The organism is Nocardia sp. PE-7 (genome assembly GCF_030486425.1).
Taxonomy (GTDB): domain Bacteria; phylum Actinomycetota; class Actinomycetes; order Mycobacteriales; family Mycobacteriaceae; genus Nocardia; species Nocardia salmonicida_A.
This window is the reverse complement of record NZ_CP129614.1, coordinates 616,304-635,378: the sequence shown is the minus strand read 5'-3', so window position 1 is coordinate 635,378 and position 19,075 is coordinate 616,304. Positions and strand designations below refer to the sequence as shown.

The following is a 19,075-nucleotide window of genomic DNA, read 5'->3' as shown; positions in this document are numbered from 1 at the left end:
ATATACGTTCGATAGCGACCAGCGTGACACCCACCCCCACCCCGTGTCCACCGCGAAGCACCCCGAAGATCCCGGCCAGTCAGCGCCATATTCGGCTACCCTCGCACCCGTGACCGAACGTGCTCGTCCCCATATCGGCCCCGACTACCTGGTCGCGGGCCGCTACCGCCTGCAGTCCAAGCTGGGCGGGGGTGGTATGGGTGCGGTCTGGCTCGCGACCGATCGGTTGCTGAACCGGGAAGTCGCGATCAAGCAGGTGCTGTCCACCGCGGGACTGAGCGCGGCCGAGGCCGAGCGAATCCGCAGCGCCATCGTGCACGAGGGCCGGGTGGCCGCCAAGCTGTCGCACATCCACGCCGTGGCCGTGCACGACGTGGTGATCGAGGCGGGCGAGCCGTGGCTCGTCATGGAGTACTTACCCTCGCGCAGCGTGGCCAAGGCGCTCGCGCTGGTCGACACGCTGCCCGCGGTCGAGGTCGCCCAGATCGGCGCGCAGGTGGCCGACGCGCTCGCCGCCGCGCATGCCGCGGGCATCGTGCACCGCGATATCAAGCCGGGCAACATCCTCGTCGCCGATCGTGGCAACAGTGTGGGCCTGGCCAAACTCAGCGACTTCGGCATCTCGCGCGGCGCGGGCGACGCCCAAGGTGACGAACCCGACGGTGTGATCACCGGCACCCCCGCCTACCTCCCGCCCGAGGTCGCGCGCGGCGCCCGGCCCACCGAGGCCAGCGACGTGTTCTCCCTCGGCGCCACCCTCTACACCGCGCTGGAGGGCCAGCCGCCGTTCGGTTTCGACTCCGACGAGAACGACGTCGTCGCCACGGCCGCGATGGGCCGGATCATCCCGCCCACCCGTAGCGGCATCCTCACCCAGCCGATCCTGCACATGCTCGAGCCCGCGCCCCAGCGTCGCCCGACCATGGCCGAGGCCCGCGACGAGATCCTCACCGCCGCCTTCGGCCCGGGCACCGGCGCCTACATCCTCGGTGTGCCGTTGCGCACCGAAGACGGCACCATCCCCGCCTGGTCCACCCGCAACTCCGCCAGCGGCCTGCGCAGCCCCAACTCCTCCCCCCTCCCGCGTCCGCACCGGGCCCCGGTCGCCGCCACCGCCGCCGCACCCCAGCAGCGCACCGGCAGCTTCATCGACAATCTGCCCAACGGCGCCCCCCTCGCCATCGGCGCGGGCGTGCTGATCGGCCTGATCATCCTGATCGCGATGATCATCGCCGTGATGTGATCATTCGATCCGTCGTCGGTGCGCCCAGCGGGTGAGCGCGTTGCGATTGGACTGCTGGGTCTTGCGCAGCACATTCGACGCGTGCGTCTCGACGGTCTTCACCGAGATGAACAAGGACTCGGCGATCTCCCGGTAGGTGTAACCACGCGCGAGCAAGCGCAGCACCTCCAACTCACGCGGGGTGAGCGAGTCCAATTCGGGATCGAGTGGCGGCTCCGGGACGGGCGAGCGCCCGGTGAACGAGTCGAGCACGAACCCGGCCAACCTCGGGCTGAACACCGCGTCCCCGCCCGCGACCCGACGGATGCCGTCGGCCAGCTCGGCACCGGAAATCGTCTTGGTGACATACCCGCGCGCCCCCGCCCGGATCACCGCGATCACATCCTCGGCCGCGTCGGACACGCTCAACGCCAAACACACCGGCCCCTGGGCGATTCCGCTCAGCACCGCCACCCCACCGCCATCGGGCATGTGCACGTCGAGCAGCACCACGTCGGGCTTCGCGGCATCGATCCCGGCGATCGCCTCAGCCACCGCCCCCGCCTCACCGACGACCTCCATATCGGTCTCGCGGCTCAACTCGGCCCGCACCCCCGACCGGAAGACCGCATGATCGTCGACCAGGAACACCCGCACACTCACTACAAGACTCCTCAGTAGAACCGTCTCGATCGACCTGCTGTCATCGGTACCACACCGTGGTGTCCGGGCGTCGAAATCGGCTCGGGTTCGGTGCGATCGCACGCTCAGGGATCGGTCGGATGATCCTGCGTCGACGCGCGGTCCTCGGTGGTCGGCGCGTTTTCGCTCGCGACCTCGTCCGGCTCCGAGGTCCCCGAATCGGTGCGCGGCATGACAATCCGCACCTCGGTGCCACGCCCGAGGGTCGAGTCGATCTCGGCGGTGCCGCCGCGGCGCTCGATTCTGGCTCGGATCGACTTGGCAACCCCGCGCCGGTCGGCAGGCACCGCCGACACGTCGAAACCGGCGCCGCGGTCGCGCACGAAGATGCTCACCTGGTGGGGTTCGGTCTCGGCGAACAGGTCGATCTCGGGGACGTCGGCGTGCTTGGCGGCGTTGACCAGCGCCTCGCGGGTGGCGCCGAGCAGGGCGGTGAAATGTTCCTTGGGCAGGCCGGCGCCGGTGTCGCCGGGGTCCATCGCCACATCGCCGACGGTGACCGGGGTGACCTTCACACCGTGCTGGTCCTCCACCTCGCCCGCGATGGTGCGCAGTGCGGTGGCCAGGCTGGACTGGGCGGGTGCGGTGTCGTCGAAGAGCCACTTGCGCAGTTCGCGCTCCTGACTGCGGGCCAGGCGGAGCACCTCCTGCGGGTCCTCGGCCTGACGCTGGATCAGCGCGAGCGTCTGCAGCACCGAATCGTGCAGATGGGAGGCGATCTCCTCGCGTTCCTCGTTGCGGATGCGGGCGCCGCGCTCGGCATTGAGCGCGCGGACCATGCGCAACCACAGCGGCACCGTCAGCAGACCGGCGCCGACCAGGGTGACCGCCACCGCGATCAGCGCGGACCCGAGCGAACTGAGATCGATCCTGGCCAGCACCACCACCCCGAGCCCGACCACGATCAGCGTCGCCCCGGCCACGATGCGCGACCAGGTGACCACCGAGGGTCGCGCGGGCAGCCCGAACAGGGCCCGTGGACCCGGCGCGGCCACATCGTATTCACGCCACACCAGCGCCGCGCCGACCGCGACCACCACGATCGGCGCGATCACCTGCGCGGCTGTCCCCTGGAACAGCCATCCCACCGTCACCGTGAGCCCGAGCCCGAGCAGGGCAAGCCCGATCGCCTGCCTGCGCTCGTCGCCGGTCGGCTTCACGGCATCCGCGCCACCGGGCGTGAAGATCCACAGCAGCCCGTAGGCCACCAGGCCCGCACCGACAATCGCGGACAGCAGCACGAACGCCAGCCGCACCTTGACCACATCGACGCCGAGATGGTCGGCCAGCCCACCCGCGACACCGCCGACCACCCGCCCACCACTGCGACGGACCAGGCGCGGGGGCTCCGGCAACGGCGCACCCACCGGTTCGGGACCGGGGACCGGCAGCATGGGCCGATAGCCGCGAGGCACGCCATAGCCCTGCGGGCCCCCCGGATAACCCGGCGCGGCCCGGTACTGCGGCGGCGGAACGTAGTGCTGCGGCGCCCCATACACCGCGGGCTGTCCCCCGAACGCGCGCTCTACGAAACGACCACGCGGCCGGTGCCCACCGGGCCGCGGATTCGCCGCGGCCCCCGGCCCCTCGGCAGGCCGGCCCGAATTACCCGGTTGAATCCCGTTCGCGGCCACCGGCGCACGACCGACAACGTCCGCTTCGTTGCCGATCGCGGGCCGGTAGCCGGGCGCGGTGGCCTGATGGTTGGTGGCGTTGTTCCCGGCGGCGGCGTGCCCAGGTGGGGTGGCAGACCCCTGGGCGGCAGTGCGGGCGGAAACAGACGGATCCATTCTTCGATACTGGCACGCATTTTGCTGGGTGGGCATCGGGAACATCCCTGAGATCGAATTATCAGGGTTACCCCCGATGTGCGAAGGGGGTGGCTCGGCACACCATGGATGGCATGAGCAGAACGAGCTTCGCCGACCAGGTTCACCAGATGTGGCAGACGCGGCCCGTCCGGCTGCCTCGGCAGGGGCCGATCGCCGGGGTGGCGGCGGGTTTCGGGTTGCGGTACGGGGTGGATCCGGTGCTCGTGCGGGTGGCCTTCGTGGTGTCGACCATTTTCGGTGGGGCAGGGATCGTGTTGTATCTGCTGGCCTGGCTGGTGCTGGGGTCGGCGGGCAACGAGGTGTCGGCGGCGCAGGCCCTGTCGTCCCACGATCGGGGGTCGCATTCGCAGACCAAGACGATCGTGTTGATCGTCGCGCTGGCGATCGCCGTGTCGACCATGGGTCCGATCGGGCTGGGGATGGGCGGGGGCGGGGTGGTCAGCTTCGGGCTGATGCTCGCGGGCTGGTGGATGCTGTATCTGCGTCATCCCGAGCTGCCCGCGGGGTTCGATGCCTACCGCGCTCCGCTCGGCACGACGGGTTACCCGGGTGCGGGCTACCCGACCGGCGTCCCGGTACGCGGATATCCGTATAACCCGGAGGTACCGCCGACGGGGATGTACACGCCCTACACCAAACTCCCCGACGCCTACGTGCCCGATCCGGCGGCCGCCCGCGCGGCCACGGCCGAATCGACCCCGCTGTTGCGTGTCGACGCTACCGAGACGGTCGTCCTGCACAAGAACATCGACGAAACCGGTGAAACCACCTCGGATGCGGTAGACACGGTCCGGATCACGGTGACGCCGACGGAATCCGGCGACCCCGAACACGATGACGCGGATTCGACGCCGACCAGTCGCCTCGAAGCCACCGACGCGACGTCGGACGCACCGCACGCCGCCGGCCCGAGCGAGCAGACAGCGGAACCGGTTCGCCTGGTTGATGATTCGGCCGCGCCCGTCGATCTCGACAAGCGTGCGGACAGCCCGGAAGCCGAGGTCGTCGAGACACCTGAAGCCGAAGAGATCGGCGCCACCGCGGTTCTGTACAAGAACCTCCCCGGAACCATCTCTCCCGCACCGGAACCCGCTCGTATCAACGCGCAGGTGCCCAACGGCTGGGACCCGCTCGCCGTCGCCCCTCTCGCCTGGGAGCTCCCGGAAGCGGCACCCCAGTACGCCCCCGTAGCGCCACCGCCACCGAAACGTCCACACTCCCGGCTGACTCCGGTCACCATCGGCCTGGCGATCCTCGCCGCGGCGCTGGCGGGTGCCGCGGCGGCCTCGGGCGTCGAATGGATGACCCCGGCACGGATCGCGGCCTTCGCCTTGGCCGTGGTCGGTCTCGGCCTCGTCGTCGGCGCGTTCCTGCGGCGCGGGTACGGGCTGCTGGTGCTCACCGCCCCGCTGGCCGGTTTCGTGGTGTTGGCCTCCCTGATCGGGCCGATCGAGTTCGACAGCGCCACCATGGGTGACCGCACCTGGGCACCGGTCGCGCTCACCGAACTCCAGCCGACCTACGCGGTGAACATGGGCTCGGGCACGCTGGACCTGCGCGAGCTGAACCTCACCGAATCCCGCACCGTCGAGGTGTCGGTGAACATGGGCGAGGCCACCGTCCTGCTGCCGGAGAACATGACCGTGAAAACTACTTGCGAGGTCGACATGGGCGAATCACACTGCACCGACGGCATTTCCGGACCCAACACCCCTGGTGCCCCGGTTCTCGACCTGCGCGTCGCGGTGAACATGGGCGAGGCGGCGGTGAACCGTGGCTGAGCAGAACAGCGTCGAGACCCGACGCCGACCCGCGTTCACCCTGCTGACCACCGGCCTGATCGCGCTGGCCGTGAGCGTCTGGGCACTGCTGGGGGCACCCACCCCCGACGAGGGCGGCATCCTGCCCGTCGGCTGGGGCGTGGTGATCGCGGCCATCGTGATCGGACTGCTGCTCACGCTGGTCCCGAGCCGTAAACACCACTGACCGAAGGACAACCGAGGAAACCAGCAATGGCCCGTCATCGTGACGGGCCATTGCTGTTGGACGAGACCAGTTGGAGGACAAGGGCGATGGACGAATCCGACAAGCGACCGGAAACCCCGCTGGCGAAGGTCCTGCCACCGGCCACCCACCGACCGCACACCGGCGGCTTCCTCCTCGGCAGGCTCCTGCTCACCCAGGCGGCGCCGCCGCGACCGGCCTAGTTCACTCCCACTCGATGGTGCCCGGCGGCTTGCTCGTCACGTCGAGGACCACGCGGTTGACGTCGGCCACCTCGTTGGTGATGCGCGTGGAGATCCGCTCCAGCACGTCGTAGGGCAGCCGGGTCCAGTCCGCGGTCATCGCGTCCTCGCTCGACACCGGACGCAGCACGATCGGGTGACCGTAGGTGCGACCGTCACCCTGTACGCCGACCGAGCGCACGTCGGCGAGCAGCACGACCGGGCACTGCCAGATCTGCTTGTCCAGACCGGCGGCGGTGAGTTCTTCGCGGGCGATGGCGTCGGCCTGACGGAGCAGCTCGAGCCGGTCGGCGGTCACCTCGCCGACGATGCGGATGGCGAGACCCGGGCCCGGGAAGGGCTGGCGGGCAACGATTTCCTCGGGCAGCCCCAGTTCGCGACCGACCGCGCGGACCTCGTCCTTGAACAGCAGGCGCAGCGGCTCGACCAGGTCGAACTCGAGGTCGTCGGGCAGGCCGCCGACGTTGTGGTGGCTCTTGATGTTCGCGGTGCCCGCGCCGCCACCGGATTCGACGACGTCCGGGTACAGGGTGCCCTGGACCAGGAACTCGACCTTCGGGTCGCTGCCTTCGGCCGCACCCTCTTCGATGACGATGCCCGCGACCGCGTCCTCGAAGGAGCGGATGAACTCGCGACCGATGATCTTGCGCTTCTCCTCGGGATCGGAGACGCCCTTCAGTTCGCCGAGGAACTTGTCCACCGCGTCGACGGTCACCAGCTTGGCGCCGGTCGCGGCGACGAAGTCCTGCTGGACCTGCTCGCGCTCACCGGCCCGCAGCAGACCGTGGTCGACGAACACACAGGTGAGCCGGTCACCGATCGCGCGCTGCACCAGCGCGGCCGCCACGGCGGAGTCGACACCACCGGACAGACCACAGATGGCGTGCCCGTCACCGATCTGCTCGCGCACACTCTCGATCAGCGACTCGGCGATATTGGCCGGGGTCCACTGGGCAGGGATGCCCGCGAGCTCGTGCAGGAAGCGGCTGAGCACCTGCTGGCCGTGCGGGGAGTGCAGCACCTCGGGGTGGTACTGGACACCGGCCAGACGACGCGCGCGATCCTCGAACGCGGCGACCGGAGCGCCCGCGGTGGTGCCGGTGACCTCGAAGCCCTCGGGGGCGTCGGTCACCGCGTCACCGTGCGACATCCACACCGGCTGAATGGTCGGCAGACCGCCGTGCAGCACACCGCCGTCGATGTTCAGTTCGGTGCGGCCGTATTCACGGGTGCCGGTGTGCGACACCGTGCCGCCCAGCGCCTGCGCCATCGCCTGGAAGCCGTAGCAGATGCCGAACACGGGCACGCCGAGATCGAACAGCCGCGCGTCGAGTTGCGGTGCGCCCTCGGCATATACGCTCGACGGACCACCGGACAAGATCACGGCCAGCGGCTGCTTGTCGGCGATCTCTTCCACTGTCATGGTGTGGGGAATCACCTCGGAGAACACCCGCGCCTCCCGCACCCGTCGGGCGATCAGCTGGGCGTACTGCGCGCCGAAGTCGACGACGAGGACCGGTCTCTGAGTATCTGCCACCGCCACAGTTTAGTGACGGGGTGCGACGAGCAAGCAGCGGGCATCGTCGGAGCGCGGACGCGCCGTAGTGACTGTGCACGACGCGCCCACATTCTTAGGCGTGGCGCGGTGGCTCTGGCTATCCTCGTCCTCGTGCCATTCGCCCGCGCGATCGATGCAGACATCTACTACGAGGACAGCGGTGGCACAGGCCCGGTGGTGTTGCTCGCCCATGAATTCTTCATGGATCGAACGATGTTCGCCTCGCAACAGGCCGCACTCGCACCCGAATTCCGGATCGTCGCCTGGGACGCGCGCGGTCACGGCCGCACCAAAGATCAGCGGTTGCCCTTCACCTATTGGACCGCGGCCCGCGACGCGCTGACAGTGCTCGACTCGATCGGCGCCGAACGCGCCATCGTCGGCGGGACCGCGCAAGGGGGCTTCACCGCCTTGCGCACCGCGCTGGTAGCGCCGGAACGGGTCGCCGGATTGATCTTGATCAGCACCGAGGCGCACGGGCCGACCCTCGACCAGTCCACCGCCACCCAGCGGTTCCTCGACGAGTGGCACGACCGCAGCTCCCGGGAGGAAGCCGCGGGCCGGCTGGCCGACTGGCTCATCGGCGACGACACCTGGTACCGCGACATCTGGACCCGGCGCTGGGTCGGCGACGCCCACAGCGGCCTCGACGCCGCCGTGGGCTGCCTGCTCGGGCGCGATTCGGTGCTCGACCGGCTGCGCGAGATCACCTGCCCGGCGCTGATCATCCATGCCACGCAGAGCGGCATCGCGGGCGCCAGGGCTCGCACGCTGGCCGACGGGCTCACCGCCTCCACCTTCGTGGAGATCGATGACGCCCGCCTGGCCGTCACGATGACCCACCCGGAACCGGTCAATACCGCGATCTCCCGGTTCCTGCGGGATCGGGTCTCACCGACCCACGTGCGTTAGCGCTGTCAGCGGACGCTGAGCCCGACCTTCTGGAATTCCTTGAGGTCGGAGTAGCCGGCCTTGGCCATCGAACGACGCAGGCCACCGACCAGGTTCAGCGAACCGAACGGGTCGTCGGAGGGGCCGTAGAGCACGCGCTCGAGGTTCGGGCGGGCCGCCGCGCCGTCGGGGCCGTCGAGCCAGGCCTCGTCGACCGGCAGGAACGAACCACGCGGCACCGAGGGGTGCGCGGTAGCCGAGGGCCAGTACCAGCCACGACCGGGCGCCTCGGCCGATGCCGACAGCGGCACACCGAGCATCACGGCGTCGGCGCCACAGGCGATGGCCTTGGCCAGCTGACCCGAGGTGGCCACATCGCCGTCGGCGATGACGTGCACGTAACGGCCGCCGGTCTCGTCGAGGTAGTCGCGACGCGCTGCGGCGGCATCGGCGATCGCGGTCGCCATCGGGACGCCGATGCCGAGCACCTCGCCGGTGGTGGTGGCGCCGGGGAACGAGCCGTAGCCGACGATGACGCCCGCCGCACCGGTGCGCATCAGGTGCAGCGCGGTGCGGTGATCGCTCACGCCACCGGCCACGACCGGCACATCCAGCTCGGCGATGAAGGTCTTGAGGTTGAGCGGCTCGTCGCCACCGACGTGCTCGGCGGAGATGATGGTGCCCTGCACGACCAGCAGGTCGATGCCGGCCTGGACCAGCGCCGGGGTCAGCGCGCGGGCGTTCTGCGGGCTCACGCGCACCGAGGTGGTCACCCCGGCCGCCCGGACCTGCGCGACGGCGGCGGCGAGCAGGTCGGGCTGCATCGGCGCGGCGTGGAGTTCCTGCAGCAGCGAGATGGCCTTTTCGTAACCCCCCTTGTCGACCAGATCCAGCAGCTGATCGATCTTGGCCTGCACATCGGCGTGGCGCGCCCAGAGGCCTTCGCCGTTGATCACGCCGAGGCCGCCCTGACGACCCAGCTCGATCGCGAACTCCGGCGAGACCAGCGCGTCGGTGGGGTGCGCGAGCACCGGGATCTCGAAACGGTAGGCGTCGAGCTGCCAGGCCAACGAGACCAGCTTGGACGAACGCGTCCGCCGCGAGGGAACGATATCGACGTCATCGAGCTCGTAAGTCCGACGGGCGACTCTGCCCATACCGATTTCGACCATGTCACGCACAGTTGCTCCTGTGTTTTTGGAGCGCTGGCGCGCTCGAGTTCGCGGCCACCACGGGCCGCCGGTCAGTCACCGCTGCTTGCTCCTTCGTCGCCTACGCAGCGGCGCCTGACCGGCGACCCGGCCGCGAACCGCCGCTTCGCGGCGGGACCCTCCTCGAGGTCGGGTCGTGCGGGGCTGGGAGTGCCGTTACGGCGAGACTCGGGGCCAAGCCTGCGTTGCCTTGTGCTCCGGGAGCCTATCTCCCGGAGCACAAACGCATCTATTGTACTCAGCCGCGCCCGGTGTAGTTCGGGGCCTCGACGGTCATCGTGATGTCGTGCGGGTGGCTCTCCTTGAGACCCGCCGCGGTGATCTGCACGAACTGCGCGCCCTGGAGGTGCTCGATGTTCTGCGAACCGGTGTAGCCCATCGCGGCACGCAGGCCGCCCACGAGCTGGTGGATCACCTGGTTGACCGGGCCACGGAACGGAACGCGGCCTTCGATGCCCTCGGGGACGAGCTTGTCCTCGGCGAGCACGTCGTCCTGGAAGTAACGGTCCTTGGAGTACGACTTGGCCTGGCCGCGGCCCTGCATGGCGCCGAGTGAGCCCATGCCGCGGTAGCTCTTGAACTGCTTGCCGTTGACCAGGATCAGCTCACCGGGCGACTCGGCGGTGCCCGCGAGCAGCGAGCCGAGCATCACGGTGGACGCGCCCGCGGCGATGGCCTTGGCGACGTCGCCGGAGTACTGCACACCGCCGTCGGCGATCACCGGCACACCGGCGGCCTTGCAGGCGGCGACGGCTTCGAGGATGGCGGTGATCTGCGGCGCGCCGACACCGGCGACCACCCGGGTGGTGCAGATGGAGCCGGGGCCCACACCCACCTTCACCGCGTCGACGCCCGCCTCGACGAGCGCGGCGGCGCCCGCACGCGTGGCGACATTGCCGCCGACGATCTGGATCCGGTCGCCGACCTCGGCCTTGACCTTGGCGACCATCTGCAGCACCTGCGACTGGTGGCCGTGCGCGGTGTCGACGATCAGCACGTCCACCCCGGCATCGGCCAGGGTCATCGCCCGCGACCAGGAATCCTCGCCGACACCGATCGCGGCGCCGACCAGCAGGCGGCCGTCGCGGTCCTTGGTGGCGTTGGGGTACTGATCGGTCTTGACGAAGTCCTTGACCGTGATCAACCCACGCAGGCGGCCGTTGCCGTCGACGATGGGCAGCTTCTCGATCTTGTGGCGACGCAGCAGACCCAGCGCGGCCTCGGCGGTGACACCCTCACGCGCGGTGATCAGCGGCGCCTTGGTCATCACCTCGTCCACGCGGCGATCCTGATCGACCTCGAATCGCATGTCGCGGTTGGTGATAATGCCCACCAGCGCGCCGGTCTCGTCCACCACCGGCAGACCCGAGATACGGAAGCGGGCGCACATCGCGTCGACCTCGGCGAGGGTATCGGTGGGACGACAGGTGACCGGATCGGTCACCATGCCCGCCTCGGAGCGCTTCACCGTCTCCACCTGGGCGGCCTGATCGACGGCCGAGAGGTTGCGGTGCAGCACGCCCATACCGCCCGCACGCGCCATGGCGATGGCCATGCGCGCCTCGGTGACGGTGTCCATGGCCGAGCTCACCAGCGGCGTACGCAGCGTGATGTCCCTGGTCAGTCGACTGGATGTCTCGACCGAGCTGGGGATGAGATCCGAGGCGGCAGGCAGCAACAGCACGTCGTCGAACGTGAGGCCGAGCATGGCGATCTTGGTCGGATCGTCGCCCCCCGTAGGAGGGCGCACCGCGGTTCGTTCGCCCGACACGGGATTACTCATTCGGATCGACCCCTCCTGGTCGTCATAGCAACCGACGCGGTAGACACAGTGCGTCGGTGCTCGAGCGGAAAAAAGCTTTCGGATGGTCGGCAAGAACAAAGTCGCCGACGCCTGCATTCCATGGTATCCGGCGGCCGCGGACGCCTGTGAAGTGAGCCCTTCCGCAAAACTTGCCCGGTGCATCGCTGGCGCGATGCACCAAGTACTGCGTACCGTGGGGATGTGCGTGACCATCTACCACCTGGCCTGCCGCCGGATCCCTTCGCCGGAGACCCCTCCGATCCGTCCGCCGCGCTCGATGCGATCGAGCCCGGTGAGCCGTTGGATCCTCATGAGCGCCTCGCGGTCGAGGAAGATCTCGCAGACCTCGCCGTATACGAAGCCCTGCTGGCACATCGCGGAATCCGCGGTCTGGTCGTCAGCTGTGAGGATTGTCGGCAAGATCACTACCACGACTGGGACATGCTGCGGGCCAACCTGCTGCAGCTACTCGTCGACGGCACCGTCCGTCCGCACGAGCCCGCCTACGATCCCACCCCCGAGGCTTACGTCACGTGGGACTACTGCCGCGGCTACGCGGACGCGTCGATGAACGAGGCGTTCCACGGCGACGGCTTCGACGGGTTCGACAACTGAGTTCCGCGCCGGCTCGGCACAGCTGAGTCCGTCGCGGACGCCGGCCCTCCCCCACTCTCGGTCACGCGTGCGTGGGGGACCACGCGGGCCCGCATCCGAACTCCCCCGACACAAAACGAAGGCCCCGAACCTGTTCGGGGCCTTCGTTTTTGGTCAATTCATCGTTCTGCTACGGAGAGGGCACCGTAGGTGGCGACTGCAGGATCGTCGCCTGCGTGGGCACCTGCTGCGTGGGCGGCAAGATCGGCGGCAACGGTGACGACGTCGGGACCACCGTCGGCACGGTGACCGGCGGTGGTGGTTCGGCGATGGTCGTCTGCGGTGTCGTCGGGTCGACCGTGACCGGCGGCGGGCTCACCGGCGGCTGGGTGGTCACCGGTGGTTGCGTCTGCTCGACCGGCGGCAACAGCGGCTTGGTCTCCGGGCCGGGTGACTGCAAGATGACCGGCGGCGGAGTGGACGGATCGGTGCTTTCCGATCCCGGACCGACCGGCGCCACCGGAGCAGTGGTGCCCGGGTTCGTCGTCGGGGGGACCTGAACCGGCGAGGTCGGCTTGGCCGGGGCAGTGGTGGTGGTCGGCGGCAGTTGTGCGCCGATCTCCGGTGCGACCTTGATCAGCTGATCACGCAGCAGGTTCCAGCGCGCGATCAGATCCTCACGCTTGCCCTGGTCGTCGACCTGGCCGGCGTTGGCCGAAGCCTGTTCCAGCCTGGCCTTCGCCTGTTCCGGATTGCCCGAGGTGAGCAGGTTCTGCGCGGCGACCAGATCTTCGTCGGCGTACTGTACGACGGTGGACTGCGCCTGCTCGCTGAACACGACCTCCTTGACCCGCCAGAGCGGATCGCCGGGTGCCGCGCTGTAAGCGAAGGCCGTGATACCGCCGAACACCAGCGACAATGCCGCTGCTGCCCCGAAAATCGGGCGGACCAGCCGTAGACGTCCGCGCGAGGAAGCACCGACTCGAACCTGCCGTGCGCCGATCTCCTGATTGACTGCCGCGAACACGGTGTCCAGATCAGGGCCCGCGGGCATCGGCTCGGCCAGTAGGTCGGCCCGCCAATCCGCGAGTAACGACGCCAGCTGGAACTCTTCGGGACTGTCGGTACGAACCGGACCGTCGCTCGCGATCGCGTCGATCAGCGCGTCATCGCTGCGCACCGCCGCGATGTCGACCGGTCCGGAGTCACCGGTGTCCTCGGCGGCGTAGGGACCGCTGTCGTGCGATCCGCGCTGCCAAACTTTCCGGTCGCCTAGACCGCGCTCGCCATCCCTAGCCATACATTTCACCTGCCCTCGCCACTTGTGACTTCAGTTTCGCGAGCGCCCTGTGCTGGGCGACCCGTATCGCTCCCGCCGTGCTGCCCACGGCGACTGCGGTTTCCTCTGCTGACAGACCCATGACCAAACGCAGGATCAGGATCTCTCGATGCTTCTCGGGGAGCGTTGCCAGCAGAGTGTTCATCTGCCTGCTCGTCTCCGAGTCGAGAGCCCGCTGTTCCGGCCCGTGGTCGGTGGATATGACATCTGGTACTTCGGCCATCGCCTCCGCCTTGTTACGGGCGGCGTTGCGATGGGCGTCGGCGACCTTGTGCGAAGCGATTCCGTACACGAAGGCCATGAAGGGCCGACCCTGATCCTGATAGCGGGGCAGGGCGGTCATCACAGCCAAACAGACCTCTTGCGCAACATCGTCCGCGGAGAGCTGTCCGCGCTCCGCGGCTCCGATCCGTGCCCTGCAGTAGCGAACTACCAAGGGACGGACCAGTTCCAATACCCGAGCTAAAGCGGTCCTGTCGCCCTGCGCAGCCGCAGCGACGGCGAGGTCCAACTCTTCGCCCATATGCGTCATCGTCAGAGATTTTCCTGGCGTTACGAGTGGCGCGGTCGAATGTGACCGAGCTTCCACCGAAAAGGCGGAACGGGACTAACAATAGCGACCCCCCGATCGGTCGCCAGCGGGCGTGGTCGCTTCTAACCGTGCTCTCAGAAAGATCATCCGGAGCAATCAGGCGCCCAGCGGGGCGATGTCTCCACCCCAGGCCCGTAGACGGGCGCCATGATCTGCGGCTTCGTTCGCCGCGTCGCGCGCCCGCGCCGGATCAGCGACCCCCGAGCGCAGCATCGCGGTGGCCCAACGCAGTGGGAGAAGGCCGTTTTCGCGACAATCCGCGTCGACCCGCGCGGCCAATTCCGCCGACCGGGCGAGGTCACCGGTCGCGGCGGTCGCGGCGGCGACGAGCAGTGCCGATTTCACCTGGTGACGGACCGACGGCAGCGCCGCGGCGAGGTCGACGGCCTCGACCGCCTCGCGCAGCGCCGCGCTCGCTTCGCCGCCCGCGAGCGCGGTCTCGACGCGCACCCAGTGCCAGCGCACCTCAGCTCGTGGGGGCGCGTCGGCGAGCAGTGGGCGCACGCGCCCGAGCAACGTGCGGGCCAGGCCGAGTCGGCCGGTGCCGAGCGCATCGGCCGCAAGCCCCGTATACGCGTCGGCGAGCGCTTCGGCGCGGGCCGCTCCGGTGGCGCCGAGCGCGATCGCCGCCGCGCGGCCGTCGAACGCTGCCGCGCCGACGTGATCGCCGAGCTGGCGAAGCAACGATCCCCGGGTGCTCTCGACGAGGGATCGCAGGCCTGGATCCGTTGCTGTTCGCGCCAATATTCGCAGGTCAGAGCGTGCGGCCGCGTAGCGACCCTGCCCGCCGAGCGCGACCGCGCGGTACCACCGCGACACCGGGTCCGCGGGCTCCGGCAACTCCGTAGCGGCCAGCCCGGGAGTGGGGCCGAAGGCAGTCGAAACGAGTATTTCGGAACCGATATCCGCGGGTGAGGCCGTTGTCTGCACGCCGAGACTCTAGCCGCCACTCGCCCGGGAGCGTTCGCGTGTTATGACGCGGAGACTGCCATTCAGCTAACAGTCAGCATTTCTCCCGAGCGGCGATGTTGCCATCAGGTAAATCTCCGCTCCTCGATGCCGCCACCGCAAAGTCTCGAATTCACATGCGTTTCGCGCAATTAACCTTCGCGCCCCGTTTTCGCCATCTACACGCAGTCCGGCCGAGGAAGCCGTTGTGATCCAGCACACCCACTCGCAGTGGACACCACCCGCACGAACCGGGCTCCTACCGGCGCGACCTGGGAAAACTGAGGATGCTGCGCATACGCGAAGACACCCGATCCATAGCCAACCGAACAGTATGGAGGGATCGGGTGTGAAATGTAAATAGTGAGTAGGTTAAATTTCGGCGTTGCAGATTTACTGAACTCATGCGCCGAACTATTGACGGAATTTCCCGCCTGCACCTAACGTAGCTCATCGCCACGGTTGGCGCTGCGCGAAATCGCAGCGACCTCCGAGCGGCACCGTCAGGCACCGTCGAGCCGGCCACCCACCACCGGGTGGCGCGAAGACCTGCCGCACCACTCGCTCGACAACGCTGACGAGCTCGCGCCACAAGGAGTTCACATGCCCATGCCCACCCACCTCCCCGGACCGAACGCCGATGTCTGGGATTGGCAGATGCGTGGCTCGTGCCGCGGCCAGGACTCCGCGGTCTTCTTCCACCCCGACGGCGAACGTGGCCGCGCCCGCACGGCGCGCGAAATGCGCGCCAAGGAGATCTGCCGGGCCTGCCCCGTCCTCATGCAGTGCCGCACCCATGCCCTCAAGGTCAGCGAACCCTATGGCATCTGGGGCGGCATGTCCGAGACCGAACGCGAGATGCACGCCCGCCGCAACCGGCGCCGGATGGCCGTCTGAGATCCCGCCGAGCCTGTCTGGCCGGGTTGGCAAATCCGTTCCAATCCGTTTGCCGTGGCGCGCCGAATCCCTAGCAAACAGCTGGCACCCCGAATAAAGACACCCCCGGTCGCAGGGAGGTCATAGCTTCGGGCTAGATTCGTGACCGATGACACAGAATGGGTTCCGAAGCGAAGCCTTTCCACCGATCGTGGATTCTGCGGTTACCGCACGCGCGGCCGAGGGAGTCGAGCTAGCTGCACTGCTGGAACGATGCGGTCTGTCCGACCAGCAGGCCTTTGCCGAGCTGTACGACCGAACGTCCGCGCGCGTTTTCGGCCTGGTCCTGCGGGTGCTCCACGACCCCGGGTACGCGGAGGAGACCACTCAGGAGGTCTATCTCCAGATCTGGCGTACCGCCACCAGTTTCGACCCCGCCAAGGGGTCGGCGGTGACCTGGCTGATGACGCTGGCACACCGGCGCGCGGTCGACCGGGTTCGCGCCGAGCAGGCCCACACCCAGCGCGAGGTCGCGTACGGGATCCGGGTGCTCGGCCACGAATTCGACGAGGTCACCGAGGAGGTGGAACGCAGACTGGAACAACAGGCCGTCCAGCGCGGGCTCTCGACCCTCACCGAGACCCAACGCGAGGCGATCTCGCTCGCCTACTACGGCGGGCGGACCTACGCGGAGGTAGCGCAATACCTCGGCATCGGGTTACCGACCGTTAAGTCCCGGATTCGGGACGGATTGACACGACTGAAGAAAAGTTTGGGGGTGACGTGAGATGAACGAAGCCCAGATCGATCTCGCGCACACCGTCGCGCTCGGATTGATCGACGACGAAGACCATCACGCGATCCAGACCATCATCGATACCGAAGACCCAACCCTGTGTACCGAGTTCTTGCGAGAGCTTCGCGATACCCGCGAAGCCCTCGCCCAGCTCGCGTCCGCAACCCCCACCCCACCGCCTCCGTCCCTGCGCGCCCGTTTACTGGCCGCGCTCGATACCGAGGATCCGCCGGTAGCCAGCTAGCGGATAACGAAAGGCCCCCAGATCGCGCTCGCGATCAGGGGGCCTTCGTTGTTGTTCGCGCTAGTGCGAGTGACCGTGATGCCCGTGGTCGTCGTCGGCGTCGGCCGGCTTCTCCACGATGGCGCTCTCGGTGGTCAGGATCATCCGTGCGACCGAGGCGGCGTTCACCACGGCGGAGCGGGTCACCTTGACCGGGTCGACGACACCGTCGGCGAGCAGGTCGCCGTAGGTCAGGGTGGCGGCGTTGAAGCCTTCCTTGCCCTCGGAGACCTTGGCGACGACAACCGCACCGTCGAGACCGGCGTTGCTGGCGATCCAGTACAGCGGAGCCTCGAGGCCCTTGCGAACCACCTCGACACCGACGGCCTTGTCGCCGGTGAACGAGTCACGCAGCTCGGCCAGCGCGGCAGCGGCGATCACGAGCGCCGAACCACCACCGGGGACGATGCCCTCCTCGACCGCGGCCTTGGCGGCGGCGACCGCGTCGTCGACGCGGTACTTGCGCTCCTTGAGCGCGGTCTCGGTGGCAGCGCCGACCTTGATCACCGCGACGCCGCCGGCCAGCTTCGCCAGCCGCTCTTCGAGCTTCTCACGATCCCAGTCGGAGTCCGAGGCCTCGATCTCGCGACGCAGCTGCGCGCTACGGCCCTTGATGTCCTCGTCGGAGCCCGCGCCGTCGATCAGCACGGTCTCGTCCTTGGTGACGACGACGCGACGCGCCTGACCCAGCTGCTCGATGGTGGCCTCGCGCAGGGTGACGCCGAGATCGGGGTTGATCACGGTGCCACCGGTGACGACGGCCAGGTCGTCGAGGAACGCCTTGCGACGGTCACCGAAGAACGGCGCCTTCACGGCGACGGCCTTGATCGTCTTGCGGATCGAGTTGACCACCAGGGTCGACAGCGCTTCGCCGTCGACGTCCTCGGCCACGATCAGCACGGCCTTGCCGGACTCGGCGATCTTCTCGAGCAGCGGCAGCAGATCGGGCAGCGAGCTGATCTTGTCGCGGTGCAGCAGGACGTAAGTGTCCTCGAGCACGGCCTGCTGGGTCTCGGGATCGGTCTGGAAGTAGGGCGAGAGGTAGCCCTTGTCGAACTGCACGCCTTCGGTGATGACGAGTTCGGTGTTCGTGGTCGAGGACTCCTCGACCGTCACGACGCCGTCCTTGCCGACCGTGGTGAGCGCCTTGCCGACCATCTCGCCGATTTCCTCGTCACGTGAGGAAACGGTGGCGACCTGGGCGATGGCCTTCTCGCCGGAGACGGGAGTGGCCAGCGCGAGCAGCACCTCCGACACCTTCTCGGCGGCAGCGGCGATGCCCTGGCCGAGGGTGATCGGGTTGGCGCCCGCGGCGACGTTCTTCAGGCCGCCGCGCACGAAGGCCTGGGCCAGCACGGTGGCGGTGGTCGTACCGTCGCCCGCGACATCGTTGGTCTTGGTGGCGACGCTCTTGACGAGCTGTGCGCCGAGGTTCTCGAAGGGGTCCTCGAGGTCGATCTCACGCGCGATGGTGACACCGTCGTTGGTGACGGTCGGGCCACCGAAAGCCTTGGCCAGCACCACATGCCGGCCACGGGGGCCGAGGGTCACCTTGACGGCGTCGGCCAGCTTGTCGACACCGCGTTCCAGAGCCCGGCGAGCCTTTTCGTCGAACTCGATCTGCTTGGGCATAAGAGGATTCAGCTCCTGTTTGTGAACGCAATCCGCCCCGGGCCTGTGAAGACGCCGGGGCGGAACGCTGATGCGGCGTTGGCCTTACTTGGTGACGACGGCCAGGATGTCGCGCGCCGAGAGGATGAGGTATTCCCCACCCTGGTACTTGATCTCGGTGCCGCCGTACTTGCTGTAGATGACGACGTCGCCTTCTTTGACATCGACCGGGATGCGGTCACCCTTGTCGGTGACGCGACCCGCGCCGACGGCGATGACGGTGCCCTCCTGGGGCTTCTCCTTGGCCGTGTCCGGGATGACCAGGCCGGAGGCCGTCGTCGTCTCGGCCTCGTTGGCCTGGACGAGGATCTTGTCCTCGAGCGGCTTGATGTTCACGCTCGCCACGTTGAGCCCTCCACTTTCAGGGGAAATTCGGTTGTCCGGAACTGGTGTCCCAGGCCGGGTTTCGGTCAGCTCGCGACCCTGCGCACAGCCCCGTCGTCGCGGGTGCCGGAGCCGAAGCCCAGAAGTCGACTGGCACAAGTACAGCTACACAGTGCCGACTAGCAC

General features: G+C 68.4%; 19 protein-coding genes. 9 read left to right on the top strand and 10 right to left on the bottom strand.

Annotated features, from left to right (window positions below):
- Positions 1 to 109: 109 nt before the first annotated feature.
- Entirely contained in the window at positions 110 to 1,243 is a 1,134-nt protein-coding gene (locus QX204_RS02880) for a serine/threonine-protein kinase (RefSeq protein ID WP_301905047.1), read from the top strand.
- Here QX204_RS02880 and QX204_RS02875 read toward each other — a convergent pair whose 3' ends face one another.
- Complete coding sequence (locus QX204_RS02875) at positions 1,244 to 1,879, bottom strand: response regulator (protein ID WP_056819208.1); 636 nt, start codon at positions 1,877 to 1,879, stop codon at positions 1,244 to 1,246.
- Positions 1,880 to 1,989: 110 nt separating this feature from the next.
- Positions 1,990 to 3,318 carry an ATP-binding protein gene (locus tag QX204_RS02870; protein ID WP_301908233.1) on the bottom strand — a complete coding sequence of 443 codons (1,329 nt, stop codon included), beginning with the start codon at positions 3,316 to 3,318 and terminating at the stop codon, positions 1,990 to 1,992.
- 509 nt (positions 3,319 to 3,827) lie between these two features.
- Between QX204_RS02870 and QX204_RS02865 the strand changes: the two genes are divergently transcribed.
- The 3 genes from QX204_RS02865 (at position 3,828) to QX204_RS02855 (ending at position 5,963) form a co-directional block, all read left to right on the top strand.
- Positions 3,828 to 5,537 (top strand): PspC domain-containing protein, encoded by a 1,710-nt coding sequence (locus QX204_RS02865; protein ID WP_367620155.1) that lies wholly within the window; start codon positions 3,828 to 3,830, stop codon positions 5,535 to 5,537.
- Complete coding sequence (locus QX204_RS02860) at positions 5,530 to 5,742, top strand: hypothetical protein (protein ID WP_301905045.1); 213 nt, start codon at positions 5,530 to 5,532, stop codon at positions 5,740 to 5,742. Before QX204_RS02865 ends, QX204_RS02860 begins: the two co-directional genes overlap by 8 nt.
- Before the next feature lie 86 nt (positions 5,743 to 5,828).
- Entirely contained in the window at positions 5,829 to 5,963 is a 135-nt protein-coding gene (locus QX204_RS02855) for a hypothetical protein (protein ID WP_301905044.1), read from the top strand.
- Position 5,964: 1 nt separating this feature from the next.
- On the opposite strand, the gene guaA is transcribed toward QX204_RS02855, so the two are convergent.
- Positions 5,965 to 7,545: a glutamine-hydrolyzing GMP synthase gene (gene guaA / locus QX204_RS02850; protein WP_301905043.1), complete on the bottom strand. Its 1,581-nt coding sequence runs from the start codon at positions 7,543 to 7,545 to the stop codon at positions 5,965 to 5,967.
- Between the two features lie 126 nt (positions 7,546 to 7,671).
- On the opposite strand from guaA, the gene QX204_RS02845 reads away from it, so the two are divergent.
- Positions 7,672 to 8,472 carry an alpha/beta fold hydrolase gene (locus QX204_RS02845; RefSeq protein ID WP_301905042.1) on the top strand — a complete coding sequence of 267 codons (801 nt, stop codon included), beginning with the start codon at positions 7,672 to 7,674 and terminating at the stop codon, positions 8,470 to 8,472.
- Between the two features lie 5 nt (positions 8,473 to 8,477).
- On the opposite strand, the gene QX204_RS02840 is transcribed toward QX204_RS02845, so the two are convergent.
- Positions 8,478 to 9,632, bottom strand: a complete 1,155-nt coding sequence (locus QX204_RS02840; protein ID WP_301905041.1) for a GuaB3 family IMP dehydrogenase-related protein — start codon at positions 9,630 to 9,632, stop codon at positions 8,478 to 8,480.
- A gap of 268 nt (positions 9,633 to 9,900) precedes the next feature.
- Positions 9,901 to 11,445, bottom strand: a complete 1,545-nt coding sequence (gene guaB, locus QX204_RS02835) for an IMP dehydrogenase (protein ID WP_174555356.1) — start codon at positions 11,443 to 11,445, stop codon at positions 9,901 to 9,903.
- 222 nt (positions 11,446 to 11,667) lie between these two features.
- On the opposite strand from guaB, the gene QX204_RS02830 reads away from it, so the two are divergent.
- Entirely contained in the window at positions 11,668 to 12,081 is a 414-nt protein-coding gene (locus QX204_RS02830; RefSeq protein ID WP_022567296.1) for a DUF5319 domain-containing protein, read from the top strand.
- Positions 12,082 to 12,250: 169 nt separating this feature from the next.
- Here the strand turns inward: QX204_RS02830 and QX204_RS02825 are convergent, their stop codons facing one another.
- The 3 genes from QX204_RS02825 to QX204_RS02815 all read right to left on the bottom strand — a co-directional run bounded on the left by QX204_RS02825 (position 12,251) and on the right by QX204_RS02815 (position 14,921).
- Positions 12,251 to 13,360, bottom strand: coding sequence for an anti-sigma-D factor RsdA (locus QX204_RS02825; protein ID WP_301905040.1), 1,110 nt, complete (start codon positions 13,358 to 13,360; stop codon positions 12,251 to 12,253).
- Positions 13,353 to 13,931: a sigma-70 family RNA polymerase sigma factor gene (locus tag QX204_RS02820; protein WP_056818204.1), complete on the bottom strand. Its 579-nt coding sequence runs from the start codon at positions 13,929 to 13,931 to the stop codon at positions 13,353 to 13,355. Before QX204_RS02820 ends, QX204_RS02825 begins: the two co-directional genes overlap by 8 nt.
- Before the next feature lie 156 nt (positions 13,932 to 14,087).
- Complete coding sequence (locus tag QX204_RS02815; protein ID WP_301905039.1) at positions 14,088 to 14,921, bottom strand: hypothetical protein; 834 nt, start codon at positions 14,919 to 14,921, stop codon at positions 14,088 to 14,090.
- Between the two features lie 621 nt (positions 14,922 to 15,542).
- Here QX204_RS02815 and QX204_RS02810 point away from each other — a divergent pair.
- From QX204_RS02810 to QX204_RS02800, 3 genes are all read left to right on the top strand, one after another.
- A complete protein-coding gene (locus QX204_RS02810) occupies positions 15,543 to 15,836 on the top strand; it encodes a WhiB family transcriptional regulator (RefSeq protein ID WP_022567299.1) in 294 nt (97 codons plus the stop codon).
- Between the two features lie 190 nt (positions 15,837 to 16,026).
- Positions 16,027 to 16,602 carry a sigma-70 family RNA polymerase sigma factor gene (locus tag QX204_RS02805; protein ID WP_101464342.1) on the top strand — a complete coding sequence of 192 codons (576 nt, stop codon included), beginning with the start codon at positions 16,027 to 16,029 and terminating at the stop codon, positions 16,600 to 16,602.
- Position 16,603: 1 nt separating this feature from the next.
- The gene (locus QX204_RS02800) at positions 16,604 to 16,855 is read left to right on the top strand and encodes an RskA family anti-sigma factor (protein WP_301905038.1); all 252 of its coding nucleotides are present in this window, start codon (positions 16,604 to 16,606) and stop codon (positions 16,853 to 16,855) included.
- Between the two features lie 60 nt (positions 16,856 to 16,915).
- Here the strand turns inward: QX204_RS02800 and groL are convergent, their stop codons facing one another.
- Both groL and groES read right to left on the bottom strand, forming a co-directional pair.
- Positions 16,916 to 18,526 (bottom strand): chaperonin GroEL, encoded by a 1,611-nt coding sequence (gene groL / locus QX204_RS02795; RefSeq protein WP_056818212.1) that lies wholly within the window; start codon positions 18,524 to 18,526, stop codon positions 16,916 to 16,918.
- A gap of 84 nt (positions 18,527 to 18,610) precedes the next feature.
- The gene (groES, locus tag QX204_RS02790; protein ID WP_056818214.1) at positions 18,611 to 18,910 is read right to left on the bottom strand and encodes a co-chaperone GroES; all 300 of its coding nucleotides are present in this window, start codon (positions 18,908 to 18,910) and stop codon (positions 18,611 to 18,613) included.
- Positions 18,911 to 19,075: the final 165 nt, after the last annotated feature.